Origin of the sequence: Streptomyces sp. NPDC086549 (assembly GCF_044746205.1) — a bacterium.
In the GTDB taxonomy this organism is placed as follows: Bacteria; Actinomycetota; Actinomycetes; order Streptomycetales; family Streptomycetaceae; genus Streptomyces.
Map to the genome: position 1 here is coordinate 44,465 of NZ_JBIVBS010000026.1, position 17,058 is coordinate 61,522.

Below are 17,058 nucleotides of genomic sequence, written 5' to 3' on the forward strand. Positions count from 1 at the left end.
CATAGCCGCGCGCACGAACATGCGCGGCACAGGGCCGGTGTTCGAACGAGCGGCGTCGGCGGGGCCGCTGAGGAGGCTCCGCGACCGCACTGTCAGTTGTGGCCCGTATCCTCAATGACCATGCTCGAAGACCGCACGACCGCAGCGTCCTCCCCCACCCGGTGGCCGGCCGCGTATCCGAAGGGATACGCGGTCGTTGACGTGGAGACCACCGGACTGGCCCGGGACGACCGGATAATCTCCGCGGCCGTCTACCGGCTGGACGCGCGCGGCGAGGTCGAGGACCACTGGTACACGCTGGTCAATCCGGAGCGCGACCCGGGCCCGGTGTGGATCCACGGTCTGACCAGCGAGGTGCTGGAGGGCGCGCCGCTCTTCGAGGACGTCGCGGAGGAGTTCGCCGCCCGTCTCGACGGCCGGGTGCTCGTCGCGCACAACGCGGTCTTCGACTGGCAGATGATCGCGCGTGAGTACGCGCGCGCGAAGCGTGAGGCTCCGGTGCGGCAGCGGCTGTGCACCATCGCGCTCTCCAAGGAGCTGGGCCTGCCGCTGCCCAACCACAAGCTGGAGTCGCTGGCGGCGCACTTCGGTGTCGTGCAGCAGCGGGCGCACCACGCGCTGGACGACGCGCGCGTGCTGGCGGAGGCGTTCCGGCCCAGTCTGCGGGCCGCGGCGGCGGGCGACGTACGGCTGCCGCTGCTGGAATGCCGGCCGCTGACCGAGTGGAACGACCGGCCGGCGCCGCTGATCGGCCGGCAGCCGGGCGGCGGTCACGGCGGCTACCGGCCGACGAGTTGGCGCCCGTCCCGCAAGCGGCCCGCGTGCCCGTATCCCAACCCGGGGCGGTACGAAGAGGGCAAACACCTCAAGCAGGGCATGCGGGTCGCGTTCTCCGGGGACACCTCGGTCGACCGCGAACTGCTGGAGGACCGGGCGGCCGAGGCCGGACTGCACGTCGCGACGAGCATCTCCCGGCTGACCAGCCTGCTCGTCACCAACGACCCCGACTCGGGCACGTCGAAGGTGGCCAAGGCGCGGCAGTTCGGTACGCCGGTGGTGGACGAGGCGGCGTTCGGGCAACTCCTCAGGGACGTCGAGCCCGCGTCGGAGCGGTGACCGTACGGATGGGTGATTGCCGTGCGACTCGCCCGGAGCCCACTCGCCCGGACAGCGACGACCACTCACCCTGTGGCGCATGGCGAAATGCGAAGTTTGCGGCAATGACTACGGAATGAGCTTCGAGGTGCACGCGCAGGGCGCGGTGCACGTCTTCGACTGCTTCTCCTGTGCGATCCACCGTATGGCCCCGATCTGCGAGCACTGCAAGGTCTCGATCATCGGCCAGGGCGCCGAGGCCGACGGCGCCTTCTACTGCGGCGCCCACTGCGCCCGTGAGGCGGGGAAGGTGGGGATCGTCGACCGCGTGTGAGCCGGTACCCGCCCGATTGCACCCCACGACCGAGTTGTACCGTCGTGGGGTGCACCGCTACCGCTTCCTGCTGACCCGCCAGTGGGTGATCCTCACCCTCGTCGCGATCGCGCTGATCCCGACGATGATCAGGCTCGGCTTCTGGCAGGAGCACCGGTACCAGGAGCGCAGCGCCCGGAACCAGCTGGTCTCCGACGCGCTGAACGCCGAGCCGGTCCCCGTGGAGAAGCTGACCTCCCCGGGGCACACCGTGACCCGCACCGAGCGGTACCGCACCGTCACCGCGACGGGCACCTTCGACACCTCCCGGGAAGTCGTGGTCCGGCGCCGGGTCAACTCCGACGACGAGGTCGGCTTCCACGTCCTGACCCCGTTCGTGCTGACGGACGGCAAGGTGCTGCTGGTCAACCGCGGCTGGATCCCCGCGAACGGCGTGCAGACCGCCTTCCCGAAGATCCCCGCCCCGCCCGGCGGCCGGACCACCATCACCGGGCGGCTGAAGGCCGACGAGACCACCGCGGCGAGCGGCATCAAGGACGTCAAGGGGCTGCCGGACCGGCAGGTCATGCTGATCAACAGCGGGCAGGAGGCACGGCGCCTCGGCGCCGTGGTGCTCGGCGGCTATGTCGAGCAGACGGCCCCCGAGCCGAAGGGCGACACCCCGGAGCAGATCTCCGACCCCGGCAAGGAAGACGCCCCGCTGAACTACGCGTACATGATCCAGTGGTGGCTGTTCGCCGCGGGCGTCCCCGTCGGCTGGGTCGTCCTGGTACGCCGCGAGGACCGGGAGCGGACGGAGAAGGCGGCTCCGGAGGCGACCGCGGAGGCGGAACCGGCCGGGGTGTGACCGACCGCGCCTCACCCGCTCGGCCCCGCCCCTGATCGGCCCCGCCGCCCACCGGGAACCCGCACCCCGTGCACCCCCGGATCGAGGACTACGCCCTCATCGGCGACGAACAGACGGCGGCCCTGGTCGGCACGGTCGACGCGATCCGCGAGGAACTCGGCCACGGCGGCCTCCTGCGCTGTCATGACACCGACGACACGACCGTCGACGACGCGGGACTGCTCGCCGAGGAGTACGACCCGGTGGCCGGCCGTCAGCTCGGCAGCTTCCACCAGGCGTTCAGCCACATCGCACTGGTCAGCACCGCCCTCGCCCTGTTCGGGGGCGACGGGGCAGGATAGGGGCCATGGATCTTGGACTGAAGGACCGGGTGTACGTCGTCACCGGGGCCACGCGCGGACTGGGCAACGCCGCCGCGCGCGAGCTCGTCGCCGACGGGGCGAAGGTGGTCGTCACGGGGCGGGACGAGAAGCGCGTCGCGGACGCGGCGGCCGAACTGGGCCCGAACGCGGCCGGGGTGGCCGCCGACAACGCCGACCCGGAGGCCCCGGCGCGGCTGATCGCGGCCGCCCGTGAGCACTTCGGCGGCTTCGACGGCATCCTCGTCAGCGTCGGCGGCCCGCCGCCCGGCTTCGTCGCCGACAACACGGACGAACAGTGGCGTGCGGCGTTCGACTCGGTGTTCCTGGGGGCGGTGCGGATCGCGCGCGCGGCGGCCGCGGAGCTGGAGGAGGGCGGTGTCATCGGGTTCGTGCTGTCGGCTTCGGTGCACGAGCCGATTCCGGCTCTGACGATCTCCAACGGGCTGCGGCCCGGTCTCGCCGGGTTCGCCAAGTCGATCGCGGACGAACTGGGGCCGCGGGGTATTCGCGCCGTGGGGCTGCTGCCGTCGCGGATCGACACGGATCGCGTGCGCGAGCTGGACGGCCTGTCGGCGGATCCCGAGGCCACGCGTGCGGCCAATGAGTCCCGGATTCCGTTGCGGCGGTACGGAACGCCGGAGGAGTTCGGGCGGGTGGCCGCGTTTCTGCTGTCTCCGGCCGCTTCTTATCTGACCGGGATCATGGTGCCCGTCGATGGCGGGATGCGTCACGGGTTCTGACGGCGTCGGCCGTCAAGTCACCCTTTCCGCCCGGTGCCTGACCGCCCGCAGGCGCACCTCCGCCGGCAGCTTCGCCAGGCCCGCCGAACCGCGGGCGTGCGCCAGGGACTCGGTGGCGAGTTCGCGCAGTACGGTCGCGGGGTCCACGTCCGGCTCCAGCAGGAGCCGGACACGCGCCTCGGGCGCGTCGCGCCTGCCGGTCAGCGTGGCCTGCGCGTGGGCGACGCCGTCCAGTCGCGCCGCGTCGGCGGCGAGTACGCCCTCCAGGGCCCGCCCGCGCAGCAGCGCGCCCTCGCCGTCACCGGTGTCCACGAGCACCTCGGCGAGCCGACGGCGGTGCAGCACCGCGGCAAGCCACCACAGCGCGAACAGGACGAGGAGCGCGAGCACCGCGAGGACGGTCGGCCACCACCAGCCGGTGTCCCGCCACCGCGTCTGCCGGGCATGGCTGAGCAGTACGTCGTGCCGCCCGTCGTGGAGCCACCACGACGGGGGCCGCACGCCCAGGCCCACGGCGAGCACCGAGCCGCCGAGGACAGCCAGCAGCAGCCCGACGACTCCGATCAGCACGCGGTTGACCGCCCCGAGCACCGCCCTCACCCCTTCCGTCCGGGCCGCGCGACGTGCCACGACAGTGTGTGCGGCCGGGTCAGGCCGAGTCCCTTGATCGCGTCGCCCAACGTCACGTCCAGGTCGGCACGTACCTCGTCGAGGTCACGGAAGTGCGAGACCGCGCGGATGTGGGCCCTCCTCCGCCGCATCCGCACGCGCACCGCCCGCACGCCCGCGATCTCCATGGCCCGGTCGCGCAGCACCAGGGCGGCGGCATCCCGTCGCAGCCCGGCCCGGACGTCGGAGTGCGGGCTCCGCATCGGCAGCAGGGCCCGCAGACCGGGCGTGGCGGCGAGCACGATCAGCCACACGCCGAGCGCCATGGCGACGCCCGCGCCGACCAGCACCCAGGTGTCGTCGAGGGGCCGCACGGCGAGCTGCCCGGCCAGTTCTCGGCGCCAGCGCATGGCGGGCCGGTGGGCTCGTACGGCGGCGACGTCGTACAGGAAGGCGCCCGCGCCGATCAGGAGCAGCAGCGCGACGATGCCCGCGGGGACGCGGCGCGCCGACCAGAAGCGGCCGCCGCCCCCGTCGGCGTGCTCCGCGACCGCCGGCGGGGGCGGCTCGGGCTCCTTCTCGATGACCGGCAGTGGCTGTGTGCTGTTCTCGGATCCCCGGGGCTCGCTCATCGCGTCCTCCCCTGTTCCGTGCCCTGTGGGTGTGTCAGATGCAGCCGTTCCACGTGGACGGCGACCTCCGGCACCTCCATTCCCACCAACGCGCCTACCCGCTCCGCGACATGGCGACGCACGGCCGCGCACCGGGCGCCGATGTCGGTCGGGTAGTCGAGTTCGAGGTGGACACGGACGCGGGCCGTCTCGTGGTGGACGGTCACGGTGGCCTGCGGTGCCGCGACCTCCGCCGTCCGCGGTCCGACGGCCTCGCGCGCCGCCTGCGCCGCGATCTTCGCGACGACCCGGTCGGCGATCCGGATCGCACCGCGCTCACCCGGTGCCACCGCGGCCGCGGATCTGCGCGGCTCACCGGCCTCGCTGCTCACGGACGTCACCGTCACCGTCACCGTCGCCGGTCGCGCCGGTCGTCGCGGGTGCGGAAGAAGTCACCCAACTCCAGATCCCCCTCCAGGAACCGGCCGGCGACGAACCCGACGACGCCCAGCGCCGCCACCAGCAGGAAGGCACCGAACCCGCCGAAATACCCGGCGAAGCCCAGCGCCATTCCGGCGATCATGCCGACCACGGCCATGCTCATGCTGCGCTCCTCAGCTCCTCAGCCGTGCGTTGTCCGGTCGCCGGCGTCACTGGATCCGGGGCTCCGGCTCCTCTTCCTCTTCCTCGGGAAGCTTGACATCACTCACCGCGATGTTGACCTCGACGACCTCCAGTCCGGTCATCCGTTCCACCGCCGCGACCACGTTCTCGCGCACGTCCCGGGCCACGTCGCCGATCGACACGCCGTAGTCCACGACGATCTCCAGGTCGAGCGCGGTCTGCACCTCGCCGACCTCGGCCTTCACTCCGCGGGTCACCGACTTCGAGCCGCCCGGCACCCGGTCCCGTACGGCCCCGAAGGTCCGCGAGAGCCCGCTGCCCATGGCATGGACGCCGAGGACGTCCCGCGCGGCGAGTCCGGCGATCTTCTCCACGACGCCGTCGGCGATGGTCGTCCGCCCCCGGCTCGCCGGGTCCCCGCCACCGCGTCGGGTGGCCTTGCGGGTCTGCACGGACGGCTGCGTGTCGCCCTCGGGGGTCGTCGCCCGGTTCTGCTCCGTCATGTCGGTCATGGCCGCACGTCCCTTTCGGTCGTCGTCCCCTCCGACCAAGGTAAGCAGGAATGCCCGGTCGCGCGCCGGGGATGCGGCAGGCTGGAGCAATGACGGCGGACCGGTGGACACAGGCCGTACGGCACCAGTTGGGGCCCGGCAGGCTGCTGCCGCTCGGCGGCCCGCGCGACGGCGCGTGGATCGCGGAGGCGGCGGCAGGGGCGGTGCTGCGGCGCGCGGTGGCGGAGGTACCGGGGGTGCGTCCGGGGTCGCTGCGGATCACGCTCGCCGACCCGGAGGACGTGCACGAGCCCGTCGTACCGCCGCCGACGAGCGCGTTGCCCCCGGGCCCGCTCCGGGTGACGGCGGACTTCGCGGCCGCGGCGACCGACCCCCTGCCGACGACGGCGTCCCGCGTGCGCCTGGTGCTGGCGGCCACGGCGGCGGAGCGCCTCGGCCTCTCGGTCACGGAGGTCGATCTACGGGTGACGGACCTGCTGGAGGAGGGGCAGGAAGAGGAGCCGGCGGGCGCCGCAGCGGTGGGTCCGACGCGGCCGGCGCGGGCTCGCGAGAGCACGGATCCGGACGAGGCCCGTGCGGCAGCGGCGGCGCTCTCCGTCCCGGGCGTGACCCACCTGACCGCTGCCCTGGCCGGCCTGGGCCGGGCGGTGCACATCGAGGAACGGCAGGAGGGCGCCGCGCTGCCGCACCGCCATGTCAGTGTCGAGGTGGCGGTGGACGGGCGGCACCGGGCCCTGGACGTGGCCCGGCAGGTGCGTGCGGCCGTGCGGGAGTCGCTGGAGGATCACCCGACGGTGGCGGTGCTGGTCACCACGGTGAGCTGAGCGCCCGAAGGCTCACTCGCCCACGCCGGCCAGGTCCCGCAGCCGCCGGGCCTGCGCCTGCCGTTCCGCGGCACGCTGCTCGTCGTACGTACGGCCACTCGCCCCGCGCAGCAGCGCCTTGGTCTCCACGACGGCGTCCCTGGGCGCGGCGAGGAGCGCCGACGCGAGGTCCCGCGCCGCGCCGTCGAGTTCACCGGCCGGCACGGCGAGGTTCGCCAGGCCCGTACTCACGGCCTCCTCGGCGTGCACGAACCGCCCGGTCGCGCAGATCTCCAGCGCGCGGGCGTATCCGACCAGCCCGACCAGCGGATGCGTCCCCGTCAGGTCGGGAACGATGCCGAGGGCGGTCTCGCGCATCGCGAACTGCACGTCGTCCGCGACGACGCGCAGGTCACAGGCGAGGGCGAGCTGGAAGCCGGCACCGATGGCATGCCCCTGGACAGCGGCGATGGACACGATGTCGTTCCGCCGCCACCAGGTGAAACCCTCCTGGTACTCGGCGATGGACGCATCCAGTCCGGCGTCGTCGCGGCGCGCGAGCTCGGTGAACGTCGGCTCGCCCGGGATCCCCTCCGGGGTGAACATCTGACGGTCCAGCCCGGCGGAGAAGGACTTGCCCTCGCCGCGCAGCACGACGACCCGGACGGAGCCCGGCAGTACCCGCCCGGCCTCGGCCAACGCCCGCCACAGTGCGGGGCTCTGGGCGTTGCGTTTGGCCGGGTTGGTCAGCGTCACCGTGGCGAGCGCGTCGTCGACGGTGAGCCGTACGCCGTCCTTGTCGAGTACAGGAGCGAGGTCCTGGTCGGGCGAAGCCATGGGGCGCCTCCGATGAGTGCGGTCATCCTGCGCACCGTACGACATCGAGCCGTACGACGACACAGCTAAGTGACTGCACAGTAACCACCCGGCCGATTACCTGACCGACCGGGTGGCCACCATCGAAGCCGATGGGCCGCCCGAGGTCAGGACGATGCGGCCTTCTTGCCCCGAGTCGCTCCGCCACGCCCACGCAGCGTGACGCCCGACTCGCTGAGCATCCGGTGTACGAAGCCATACGAGCGGCCGGTCTCCTCGGCCAGCGCCCGGATGCTCGCACCGGAGTCGTACTTCTTCTTCAGGTCTGCCGCGAGCTTGTCGCGCGCGGCGCCGGTCACCCGGCTGCCCTTCTTCAGAGTCTCGGCCACCCGTGCCTCCTCATGGGAAGTGCGCTCTGGTCCCCTCATGATCACCCCTCCGGGGCTTCATGGCCACCCATTCGGCAAGGTCCGTGAGACAAGGTTGTGACGACAGGAGCACATCCCCACAAGCGGAATCCGCCATTCCGAACGATGGCGTTCATACGGCCGAACGGGTTCTTTCGCGAAGTGCCAGCTCAGAGACGCAGTACGGCCGACCCCTTGTCGACAAAGGGATCGGCCGCGAAATCGATGTAGGACACACCTCGATACGAGAAGATCTCACACAGATGATGGATCACGGATGGACCGAATGATCCATAGCCAGTGGATCATTCATTCGATCAAGCCAGGGCGACGAGATCCGCGTAGTCCGCGCCCCACAGGTCCTCGACACCGTCCGGCAGCAGGATGATCCGCTCCGGCTGGAGCGCCTCGACGGCGCCCTCGTCGTGGGTGACGAGGACGACCGCGCCCTTGTAGGTGCGCAGCGCGCCGAGGATCTCCTCGCGGCTGGCCGGGTCCAGGTTGTTGGTCGGCTCGTCGAGGAGCAGGACGTTCGCCGACGACACCACTAGCGTGGCCAGGGCGAGACGGGTCTTCTCGCCGCCGGAGAGGACACCGGCGGGCTTGTCCACGTCGTCACCGGAGAACAGGAACGAACCCAGCACCTTGCGGACCTCGACCAGGTCCATGTCCGGGGCTGCCGAACGCATGTTCTCCAGGACTGTGCGGTCGGCGTCCAGGGTCTCGTGTTCCTGGGCGTAGTAGCCGAGCTTGAGGCCGTGGCCGGGGACGACCTCGCCGGTGTCGGGCTGCTCCGCCCCGCCCAGCAGCCGCAGCAGGGTGGTCTTGCCGGCGCCGTTGAGACCGAGGATGACGACCCTCGAACCCTTGTCGATGGCCAGGTCGACGTCGGTGAAGATCTCCAGCGAGCCGTACGACTTCGACAGTCCCTCGGCCATCAGGGGGGTCTTGCCACAGGGAGAGGGCTCGGGGAAGCGGAGCTTGGCGACCTTGTCGGACTGGCGGACCGCCTCCAGGCCGGACAGCAGCTTGTCCGCGCGGCGGGCCATGTTCTGCGCGGCGACCGTCTTGGTGGCCTTCGCGCGCATCTTGTCGGCCTGCGCATTGAGGGCGGCGGCCTTCTTCTCGGCGTTGGCGCGCTCGCGCTTGCGGCGCTTCTCGTCGGCCTCGCGCTGCTGCTGGTAGAGCTTCCAGCCCATGTTGTAGACGTCGATCTGGGAGCGGTTGGCGTCCAGGTAGAACACCTTGTTGACGACCGTCTCGACCAGGTCGACGTCGTGCGAGATGACGATGAAGCCGCCGCGGTAGGTCTTCAGGTAGTCGCGCAGCCAGATGATCGAGTCCGCGTCGAGGTGGTTCGTCGGCTCGTCGAGCAGCAGCGTGTCCGCGTCGGAGAACAGGATCCGGGCCAGCTCGATACGGCGGCGCTGACCGCCGGAGAGCGTGTGCAGGGGCTGGCCGAGCACGCGGTCGGGCAGGTTGAGCGCGGCGGCGATGGTGGCGGCCTCGGCCTCGGCGGAGTACCCGCCCTTGGTGAGGAACTCGGTCTCCTGGCGCTCGTACTGCTTGAGGGCCTTCTCGCGGGTCGCGCCCTGACCGTTGGCGATCCGCTGCTCGTTGTCGCGCATCTTCCGGATCAGCACGTCGAGGCCGCGCGCGGAGAGGATGCGGTCACGGGCGAGGACGTCGAGGTCGCCGGTGCGCGGGTCCTGCGGGAGGTAGCCGACCTCGCCGGAGCGGGTGACGGTGCCCGCGGCGGGGATGCCGTCACCGGCCAGGACCTTGGTGAGGGTGGTCTTGCCGGCGCCGTTGCGGCCGACGAGGCCGATGCGGTCGCCCTTGGCGACACGGAAGGTGGCGCTCTCGATGAGGATGCGGGCACCGGCGCGCAGCTCGATACCGGAGGCGGAGATCACGGACAGACTCCAGGGCAGACTGGGATTGGCGGGTGGGCGGCTGAGGACGTTCCCGCTGTCTAATGCGCGAGGAGAATGGCCATGAGCCGATTCTAACGGGGCGGGGCAAGCGCTTTTTCTGCGTGCGCGTGTTCGACCCGCCCGTGCGGGCCCTGGTGACCGCGCCGGACCGCTTTCGTACCAGGCCGGGCGCCGGGCGGAACCACGACGTGACGTACGGCACGTCCGGGCCGCACACCCGCGTCCCCCTCGCACGGACGGCCCCCGGCTGCCTGTCGCGGGGCGCTGTCAGTGGCGGGTGCAAGACTGGGCAGCAGGCTGGATCCCGGGAATTCCCGGTGGTTTCCACGACACCGGTTCATCACCGATGCACAGGGAGTGATCGGCATGGCAGGTACGGGCGGTGGGCGGCCGAGCATCTTTCCGACGTTGCTGTACGCGGACGCGAAAGCGGCGATCAAACAGCTCACGGAGGCCTTCGGGTTCACCGAGCTGTCGGTGTACGAGGGCGAGGACGGCTCGGTACTGCACGCCGAGCTGGTGCAGGGCAACGGCGCGGTGATGCTCGGCTCCAAGGGCCGCGGCGGCGCTTTCGACACGGCCATGACGAACGCGGGCTCCGCGGGGGTGTACGTCGTGGTGGACGACGCCGACGCACACCACCAGCGCGCGGTGGACCACGGCGCGGAGATCCTGATGCCCCCGACGGACCAGGACTACGGCTCGCGGGACTACATGGCCCGGGACACCGAGGGCAACATCTGGAGCTTCGGTACCTACGCCCCCGAGATAGGGGCCTGAGCGGCCCCTCCCCCTTGCCGGGCTATCCCCCGGTGTGGACCTGGAAGGCGGCGCGGCGCACGGCCTTGGCCAGGGCCGGGTCGGGGTGAGCGGCGGCCAGGGCCACCAGGACCTGCACGGTGCGGGGATGGCCGACCGCGCGCACCTCGTCCAGCAGCTGGGGGACGGTGGGCTGCACGGCGGACTCCAGGTGCTGCACGAGCAGCGGGGCCTCGCCGTGGTCGGCGACGGCCGCGGCGGTGTCCACCCAGAGCCAGGTGGCCTCTTCCCGGGTGAGGACCTCGTGCGCGTCCTCCGGGTCGGCGCCGTCGTGCTCGGCGAGCCACAGCAGGGCGTACGGCCGCAGGGTCGGATCGTCGAGCACCGCGTGTACGTCCGGTTCGGCGGGAGCGCCGACGACGCGCAGCGCCTCGAAGGCGAGGCCGCGCAGCAGGGCGTCCTCACCGCGGGCGGCCTCGACGAGCTCGGTGACGGCGCTGCCGACGGTGCGGGCGGCGAGCCAGGCGCGGTACTCCGCGCGGGCGGCGTTGGGGCGGAGCTGGGCGCAGCCGCGGAGCATGTCCTCGGCACCCTGCTCGATGTTCCCGGCGGGACTCTGCGCGGCCACGCAGATCTGCTCCAGCTTGACCCAGACCGCCCAGCTGCCCAGCGGGGTCAGCGTGGCCTGGCCGTCGCCGCAGGTGAGGGCTCCGACGGAGGCGAGGGCGTGCAGGGACCAGTCGAGGAGGGGCGCGAGTGACGTCTCCTCGGCGGGCGCGGATGCCGCCGGGTCGGCGGCGGAGGGCGCGGCGGCGGTGGGGCTCGCGGGTCCGGGCTCGTAGGGCACTTCGCAGCGCTGGGTACGCAGCTCGGTGACCCGCTGCTGGAGCAGGTCGAGAAGCTGCTCCACCGGGACGGGACCGGCGGACAGCTGGAGGAAGGAGAGCACCTGGGGCATGGCCGAGACGACCTCGGCGACCGCGGCGGGCTCGTGGTCCGGGGGTTCCGGGTAGGCGAGCGACCAGGCGTCGAAGAGGGCGACCCAGCCGCGCAGTACGGCGCTGTCGTCGCGGTCCCAGGCGCGCAGGCGCCAGCCGGGGCGCGCGCTGTCGCCGTGCACCTCGACCAGGCCGGCGAGGCGGGCGGTGTCCCAGTCGGCGCGGACCTGGGCCACGGTCAGGCCCAGATCGGCGGCCGCCCGTACGGCGGTCGCGTCGGAGAGAGTGGCCTTGCCGTCGTCGGTCGCGGCGTCGCGGCCGGGGCCGAGGGCGGCGTCGGCCCAGTGGGCGACGCGGGCCGCGCCGGCCAGGCCGGAGCGCGCCATTCTGGCCAGCTCCGCGGGGGCCGGCGTGCCCTCCGGAGGACGGGGTGCGGGGCGGCGCGAGCGCCGCTGGTTCATCGCTCGGGGGGCGGCGGCCAGGGGTCGCGGTCGGACAAGTCGAAGCCTGGAGTCGCGCGGGATACGGGACGTCACGGGTGCAGTCTTCCGGTTGACGGTCCGAAAACCCAAACGGAATGTCACGGCGGGCGACGGGGCTGGCCAACGCACGCGGTCCGACGGGGGCCGAGGAGACGGGATCAGGCCAGTCGTACGGGGTTAAACGGAATGGCCGGGACCGGCCTTCCGGCCGCCGCCCCCGGCGGGTGTGAGGGTCCGGGAAGCGTCACATCAGCGGCGTCAGGAAACGGCGCAGCCGCTCCTCGTACTCCTTCGGGTCGGCGTTCCACATCGCCCCGTGCGGGGCGTGCGGCACGGTGTGGAGGGCGACGCGGTCGGGGCGGAGGGCGGCGAGGCGGCGGGAGTGGGCCCAGGGAGCCACCTCGTCGTCGGGGCCGTGGATGATCAGGGTGGGCACCCTGAGCAGCGCGGGGTCGGCGGTCTCGGCGACGTGGTCGGTGTGCAGGCCGGCCCGGCCCTGGGCGGCCCGTACCGCGAGCGGCAGCAGGGCCTCCGGTGTGTGCCGGGCCGTGGCCAGGGCGCGCAGCGTGGCCTCCCAGCTGAGCACCGGCGAGTCCAGGACGAGCCCGGCGACACGGTCGCGGACGGAGGAGTGCAGGGCGGCGCGCAGGGCCATGGTGGCGCCGGTGGACCAGCCGTACAGGACGACGCGGCGGGCGCCGTACCGGACGGCGTAGCGGACCGCCGCGTCCAGGTCGCGCCACTCGGTCTCGCCGAGGTGGTTGAGGCCGTCGGGCGGGCGGGGCGCGCCGAGGTCGCCGCGGTAGGCGAGGTCGAGCACCGGGAGGCGCCTGTGGTGCAGGAACCCCATGACGTTCAGGGGATGCTCGCGGGTGGTGCCCAGGCCGTGCACGGTGATCACCCAGGTGTCCCGGTACCCGGGCACGAACCAGGCGGGCAGCGCGCCGAACTCACCGGGCACGTCGATGTCGGCGTGGTCGAGGCCGAGGGCGGTGCCGGGGTTGCCGATGTACACGTTCGGGGTGAGCCAGACCTTGTCGCCGGACTGGAGGGTGCCGTGCGTGACGCGGTCCAGGCGGCGCACGACGGCGTCGGCGGTGTGCTCGGCGGACTCCAGGACGGGGCCGACGACGGCGTGCGAGCCGTCACCGGAGAGGCCGTAGGTGCCGGGGCGCAAGGAGGCCAGGTCGCGGGTGAGGGTGATCCGGCCGGCGGCCGTGCCGTGCACGGTGAGCCGGGGTTCGGTGGGCAGTGGCCGGCCGGGCGGCGCCTTGAGTGCCGCGTCGCTGGCTATTCGCCCGGCGGCGACGCCGACCGCGCCGGCCGCCAGGACAGCTGTGACGGCAGCCGCCGTCGCTTTGACAGTGCGCACGGGTCCAGTGTCCCGGCGCACCCGGCCACCGGCCAGCGGAAGGGCGTCCGCCGTGTGACGCCGGGCGCTTCCGAAGGCCGGACGAACCGGCACGGGACAGCGGGACAGCGGGACCTCGGGACAGCGGGACCTTGGGACAGCAGAACCTCGGGCACCAGGACGTCAGTGCCGCTGGCCGTATCCCCGCAGTCGCTCGCCCACCTCGGCCAGCTGTTCCTCCGACAGGAGCGACGGGGTCAGACCCGGTACCGAGGACGCCGTGAGCCACAGGCGGCACATCCATTCCAGCTGGGCCGTGCGGTCGTAGGCCTGGTCCAGGGAGGCACCGTAGGTGAGGGTGCCGTGGTTCCGAAGGAGACAGCCCGAGCGGTCGGCCAGGGCCTGGAGCATGTTCTCGGCCAACTCGTCGGTGCCGTACGTCGCATACGGGGCAACCCGGACGGGCCCGCCGAGGGCGGCGGCCATGTAGTGGATCAACGGGAGCTCGGTGACGAGAGTCGAGACGGCGGTCGCGTGGACGGCGTGGGTGTGCACGACGGCGCGGGCGTCGGTGGTGCGGTAGACGGTGAGATGCATGGGCAGCTCGCTGGTCGGGACGAGGGTGCCGAGCACCTGTCGCCCGTCGAGGTCCACCCCGGTCACGTCGTCCGGCGCCAGCCGGTCGTAGGGGACGCCCGACGGTGTGACCAGCACCGTGTCGCCGACACGCACCGAGACATTGCCGGAGGTGCCGACGACCAGTCCGTCGGACACCGTACGGCGGGCCGTGGCGACGAGTGCCTCCCAGGCGAGCGCCTCCTCGTCGAGCACACCCCTCCTCCGCGCCTCCGGCACACCCTGTGCACCCTCCCGGCCGTCCCGCCCGTCCCGCTCGCCCCGCCGCTGTTCAGCCATGCGGCGATCCTGCCAGCAGGCCCCGCGACGGGCGCCCGGAGCGGGGCACTTTAGGCCGGAAGCCATGCCTCCGAAAGACCACATAAAGCCACAAATACGACTCTCGCTGGGCTTGGCCGGAGATCAACCGACTTCTGATGGCCCTCCACTACTCTCTGGACCGATTTGTCGTGCACGAAGCCATTCCGGGGGGATACATGGCCCGTGATCGCAAACCGTCCCGCCACCGCGCCCGCGTGATCGCGGCGTCCGTGGCGGCGCTCACCATCGCAGGGACCGCGCTCGCCGAATCCCCGGCGTCCGCGGCGGGCCTGCCGAAGGGACACGACGTCTCCGCCCACCAGAAGAACGTCGACTGGGCGGGCTCGAAGGCGAAGGGCGCCAGGTTCGTCTACATCAAGGCCACCGAGTCCACCAACTACCGGAACCCCTACTTCACCCAGCAGTACAACGGCTCGCGCGACGCGGGCCTGATCCGGGGCGCGTACCACTTCGCCCTGCCGGACAAGTCGTCCGGTGCCGCGCAGGCGGCGTACTTCGTGCGCAACGGCGGCACCTGGACCGCGGACGGCCGGACGCTGCCGCCCGCGCTCGACATCGAATACAACCCGTACGACAGGAAGCACCAGTGCTACGGCCTGAGCAAGGCGAAGATGGTCGGCTGGATCAAGGCCTTCAGCGACGAGCTGAAGCGGGAGACCGGCCGCCGACCGGTGATCTACACCACCACCCACTGGTGGAACGCCTGCACCGGCGGCAGCAGCGCCTTCGCCGCGAACCACGCCCTGTGGATCGCCCGCCACGGCTCCCCGGACGCGGGACCACTGCCCGCCGGATGGTCGTTCTGGACCTTCTGGCAGTACGACAACGGCGGCAGCCTCCCGGGTGACCAGAATCTCTTCAACGGGTCGCCGAGCCGGCTGAAGACGTTCGCCCGGGGCTACTAACCCAAGGGGCGCTTGAGCCGTCGAGCCGGAGTGGAGCGACGACCCTCCCTGACTACACCCCCAAGACCATCCCAGTTCACCTTCCGTTCACCCAGGTTGCCTACGGTCAACCAGCCAATGACCTCTGAACGAATGCCTGGGTAAATGGAAAGCTTCTCGCTGATCCTCGCGATTGTGGTGGTAACTGCACTCGCGTTCGATTTCACGAACGGTTTCCACGACACCGCCAACGCGATGGCCACGACCATCTCGACCGGTGCACTCAAGCCCAAGGTCGCGGTGGCCATGTCCGCCGCGCTCAACCTTGTAGGCGCCTTCCTCTCCGTGGAGGTCGCCAACACGATCTCCAAGGGTCTCGTCGATGAGAACGGCATACGTCCCGAGGTCATATTCGCCGCCCTCGTCGGCGCGATCCTCTGGAACCTGCTGACCTGGCTGGTCGGACTCCCGTCCAGCTCCTCGCACGCCCTCATGGGCGGCCTGATCGGCGCCACGATCGCCTCGGCCGGCACGGGTGCCGTCCACGGGGACGTCCTCGTCACCAAGGTGCTGATCCCGGCGATCGCCGCCCCGATCGTCGCCGGCCTGGCGGCCATGCTCGCCACCAGGTTCTCCTACGCGCTGAGCAAGGACACCGACGGCGAGGCCACCCGCAAGGGCTACCGCGCCGGCCAGATCGCCTCCGCGGGCCTGGTCTCCCTCGCCCACGGCACCAACGACGCGCAGAAGACGATGGGCATCATCACCCTGGCGCTGATCGCCGGTGGCAGCATCGCCCCGGGCTCCAACCCTCCCGTCTGGGTGATCCTCTCCGCCGGTCTCGCCATCGCGCTCGGCACCTACCTCGGCGGCTGGCGCATCATCCGCACCATGGGCAAGGGCCTGACCGAACTCCAGCCGCAGCAGGGCTTCGCCGCCCAGACCAGCGCCGCGACGGTCATCCTGGCCTCCTCCCACCTGGGCTTCTCCCTCTCCACCACGCACTCCGTCTCCGGCTCCGTGATGGGCGCGGGCCTGGGCCGCAAGGGCGGCGTGGTCCGCTGGTCCACGGCGACCCGCATGTTCGTCGCCTGGGCGCTGACACTGCCGGCCGCCGCGCTGGTCGGTGCGCTCGCGGAGTCCGTGACCGACCTGGGCGACTGGGGCACCGCACTCGTCGCCGTCTTCCTGATCGCCTCCAGCGCCGCGATCTGGAAGGTCTCCCGCCGCGAGGTGGTCGACCACAGCAACGTCAACGACGCCGAGGAGCCGGCCGGTGTGGTGACCACGGCGATCGCCGCCGTGACGCCGCCCCCGGCGGGCACCGTGGCCGAGGACCTGACGGCCACCATCCCGTCCCCGGCGACCACCCCCGCCATCGACCCGGCCGCCCCTCCGGCCGCCGCCGTCTGACCCCGAGCCCCGGCTACTCCGGACACAAGAAAGCAGCTCTGTTATGAAGATCGACTGGGCAGCCCTCGGCTCCGTCTTCGGCGTCAGCCTCGTGGTCACCGTGGGCCTCGTGGCCCTCTTCACCCTGGGCGTCAAGGGCCTCGCGCACCGCGAGCGCGCCGCGGCCCAGGGCGGCTCCGCCGGACTCGCGGCCACGGCAGCGTACGCGTGCTTCGCGGCCTGCGCGGCGGCGGTGGCGTACGGCATCTACCTGATCATGGCCAAGGCCTGACCGAGGTTCACCGGGCTCCTCCCTGACACCTTCAGGGAGGAGCCTTTCGCATGCCGCCACACCGGCCCGGGCAGTGTCGGTGTGGGGCTCAGCACACTCCTCCCCCGCAGGTCAACAGCAAGTTGACGGCCCTTCCGGGGGCGTGGTGGACTGCCCGAGCCATGTACGGCGGCAAGAGAGGAAGCCGGTGTGAATCCGGCGCGGTCCCGCCACTGTCACCGGGGTAGCAATCCCCGGGAGCCAGGAACTCTCACCGCCGGTCTCGTCGAACCAGGGCGCGGACACCCTGAGTGAGGACATATCGCC

At 71.9% G+C, this 17,058-nt stretch carries 20 protein-coding genes, 1 pseudogene and 1 riboswitch; of the genes and pseudogenes, 10 read left to right on the forward strand and 11 right to left on the reverse strand.

Annotation, left to right across the window (positions count from 1 at the left end; translation table 11 throughout):
• The first annotated feature begins 120 nt into the window (after nt 1–120).
• From ACIPSA_RS45825 to ACIPSA_RS45845, 5 genes and pseudogenes are all read left to right on the forward strand, one after another.
• Complete coding sequence (locus tag ACIPSA_RS45825; RefSeq protein WP_402646824.1) at nt 121–1,116, forward strand: DEDDh family exonuclease; 996 nt, start codon at nt 121–123, stop codon at nt 1,114–1,116.
• A gap of 79 nt (nt 1,117–1,195) precedes the next feature.
• On the forward strand, nt 1,196–1,429 hold the full coding sequence (locus ACIPSA_RS45830; protein ID WP_402646826.1) for a hypothetical protein: 234 nt from the start codon (nt 1,196–1,198) through the stop codon (nt 1,427–1,429).
• Between the two features lie 49 nt (nt 1,430–1,478).
• A complete protein-coding gene (locus ACIPSA_RS45835; RefSeq protein WP_402646828.1) occupies nt 1,479–2,276 on the forward strand; it encodes an SURF1 family protein in 798 nt (265 codons plus the stop codon).
• 122 nt (nt 2,277–2,398) lie between these two features.
• A pseudogene (locus ACIPSA_RS45840) lies at nt 2,399–2,617 on the forward strand (glycoside hydrolase family 15 protein); the annotation flags it as partial.
• A gap of 5 nt (nt 2,618–2,622) precedes the next feature.
• Complete coding sequence (locus tag ACIPSA_RS45845; RefSeq protein WP_402646830.1) at nt 2,623–3,378, forward strand: SDR family oxidoreductase; 756 nt, start codon at nt 2,623–2,625, stop codon at nt 3,376–3,378.
• Between the two features lie 12 nt (nt 3,379–3,390).
• Here ACIPSA_RS45845 and amaP read toward each other — a convergent pair whose 3' ends face one another.
• Genes amaP through ACIPSA_RS45870 form a run of 5 tightly spaced genes read right to left on the reverse strand, consistent with a single transcriptional unit; the run spans nt 3,391 to nt 5,734 of the window.
• Complete coding sequence (gene amaP, locus ACIPSA_RS45850) at nt 3,391–3,978, reverse strand: alkaline shock response membrane anchor protein AmaP (RefSeq protein ID WP_402646832.1); 588 nt, start codon at nt 3,976–3,978, stop codon at nt 3,391–3,393.
• Entirely contained in the window at nt 3,975–4,619 is a 645-nt protein-coding gene (locus tag ACIPSA_RS45855) for a DUF6286 domain-containing protein (RefSeq protein ID WP_402646834.1), read from the reverse strand. The genes amaP and ACIPSA_RS45855 overlap by 4 nt, the downstream gene beginning before the upstream one ends.
• A complete protein-coding gene (locus tag ACIPSA_RS45860; RefSeq protein ID WP_402646837.1) occupies nt 4,616–4,999 on the reverse strand; it encodes an Asp23/Gls24 family envelope stress response protein in 384 nt (127 codons plus the stop codon). Before ACIPSA_RS45860 ends, ACIPSA_RS45855 begins: the two co-directional genes overlap by 4 nt.
• 8 nt (nt 5,000–5,007) lie before the next feature.
• Nucleotides 5,008–5,202 carry a hypothetical protein gene (locus ACIPSA_RS45865; RefSeq protein ID WP_402646840.1) on the reverse strand — a complete coding sequence of 65 codons (195 nt, stop codon included), beginning with the start codon at nt 5,200–5,202 and terminating at the stop codon, nt 5,008–5,010.
• 46 nt (nt 5,203–5,248) lie between these two features.
• Complete coding sequence (locus ACIPSA_RS45870; RefSeq protein ID WP_402646843.1) at nt 5,249–5,734, reverse strand: Asp23/Gls24 family envelope stress response protein; 486 nt, start codon at nt 5,732–5,734, stop codon at nt 5,249–5,251.
• Between the two features lie 89 nt (nt 5,735–5,823).
• On the opposite strand from ACIPSA_RS45870, the gene ACIPSA_RS45875 reads away from it, so the two are divergent.
• On the forward strand, nt 5,824–6,558 hold the full coding sequence (locus ACIPSA_RS45875; RefSeq protein WP_402646846.1) for a nucleopolyhedrovirus P10 family protein: 735 nt from the start codon (nt 5,824–5,826) through the stop codon (nt 6,556–6,558).
• A 12-nt stretch (nt 6,559–6,570) separates the two neighbouring features.
• Here ACIPSA_RS45875 and ACIPSA_RS45880 read toward each other — a convergent pair whose 3' ends face one another.
• The 3 genes from ACIPSA_RS45880 to ACIPSA_RS45890 all read right to left on the reverse strand — a co-directional run bounded on the left by ACIPSA_RS45880 (nt 6,571) and on the right by ACIPSA_RS45890 (nt 9,676).
• Nucleotides 6,571–7,374, reverse strand: a complete 804-nt coding sequence (locus ACIPSA_RS45880; protein ID WP_402646849.1) for an enoyl-CoA hydratase/isomerase family protein — start codon at nt 7,372–7,374, stop codon at nt 6,571–6,573.
• Between the two features lie 146 nt (nt 7,375–7,520).
• Nucleotides 7,521–7,742, reverse strand: coding sequence for a helix-turn-helix domain-containing protein (locus tag ACIPSA_RS45885; RefSeq protein WP_004002281.1), 222 nt, complete (start codon nt 7,740–7,742; stop codon nt 7,521–7,523).
• A gap of 335 nt (nt 7,743–8,077) precedes the next feature.
• On the reverse strand, nt 8,078–9,676 hold the full coding sequence (locus ACIPSA_RS45890; RefSeq protein ID WP_402646851.1) for an ABC-F family ATP-binding cassette domain-containing protein: 1,599 nt from the start codon (nt 9,674–9,676) through the stop codon (nt 8,078–8,080).
• A 387-nt stretch (nt 9,677–10,063) separates the two neighbouring features.
• On the opposite strand from ACIPSA_RS45890, the gene ACIPSA_RS45895 reads away from it, so the two are divergent.
• The gene (locus tag ACIPSA_RS45895) at nt 10,064–10,477 is read left to right on the forward strand and encodes a VOC family protein (protein ID WP_402646854.1); all 414 of its coding nucleotides are present in this window, start codon (nt 10,064–10,066) and stop codon (nt 10,475–10,477) included.
• A 22-nt stretch (nt 10,478–10,499) separates the two neighbouring features.
• Here the strand turns inward: ACIPSA_RS45895 and ACIPSA_RS45900 are convergent, their stop codons facing one another.
• The 3 genes from ACIPSA_RS45900 to ACIPSA_RS45910 all read right to left on the reverse strand — a co-directional run bounded on the left by ACIPSA_RS45900 (nt 10,500) and on the right by ACIPSA_RS45910 (nt 14,142).
• Entirely contained in the window at nt 10,500–11,930 is a 1,431-nt protein-coding gene (locus ACIPSA_RS45900; RefSeq protein WP_402646856.1) for a hypothetical protein, read from the reverse strand.
• Between the two features lie 190 nt (nt 11,931–12,120).
• Complete coding sequence (locus ACIPSA_RS45905) at nt 12,121–13,248, reverse strand: alpha/beta hydrolase family protein (protein ID WP_402646859.1); 1,128 nt, start codon at nt 13,246–13,248, stop codon at nt 12,121–12,123.
• Between the two features lie 162 nt (nt 13,249–13,410).
• Entirely contained in the window at nt 13,411–14,142 is a 732-nt protein-coding gene (locus tag ACIPSA_RS45910) for a class II aldolase/adducin family protein (protein WP_402646861.1), read from the reverse strand.
• Between the two features lie 197 nt (nt 14,143–14,339).
• Between ACIPSA_RS45910 and ACIPSA_RS45915 the strand changes: the two genes are divergently transcribed.
• The 3 genes from ACIPSA_RS45915 to ACIPSA_RS45925 all read left to right on the forward strand — a co-directional run bounded on the left by ACIPSA_RS45915 (nt 14,340) and on the right by ACIPSA_RS45925 (nt 16,752).
• Nucleotides 14,340–15,089, forward strand: a complete 750-nt coding sequence (locus ACIPSA_RS45915) for a lysozyme (RefSeq protein WP_402646863.1) — start codon at nt 14,340–14,342, stop codon at nt 15,087–15,089.
• 144 nt (nt 15,090–15,233) lie between these two features.
• Nucleotides 15,234–16,481, forward strand: coding sequence for an anion permease (locus ACIPSA_RS45920; protein ID WP_402646865.1), 1,248 nt, complete (start codon nt 15,234–15,236; stop codon nt 16,479–16,481).
• A gap of 43 nt (nt 16,482–16,524) precedes the next feature.
• Nucleotides 16,525–16,752, forward strand: a complete 228-nt coding sequence (locus ACIPSA_RS45925) for a hypothetical protein (protein ID WP_402646868.1) — start codon at nt 16,525–16,527, stop codon at nt 16,750–16,752.
• A gap of 128 nt (nt 16,753–16,880) precedes the next feature.
• A riboswitch (cobalamin riboswitch) is annotated at nt 16,881–17,023 on the forward strand.
• Nucleotides 17,024–17,058: the final 35 nt, after the last annotated feature.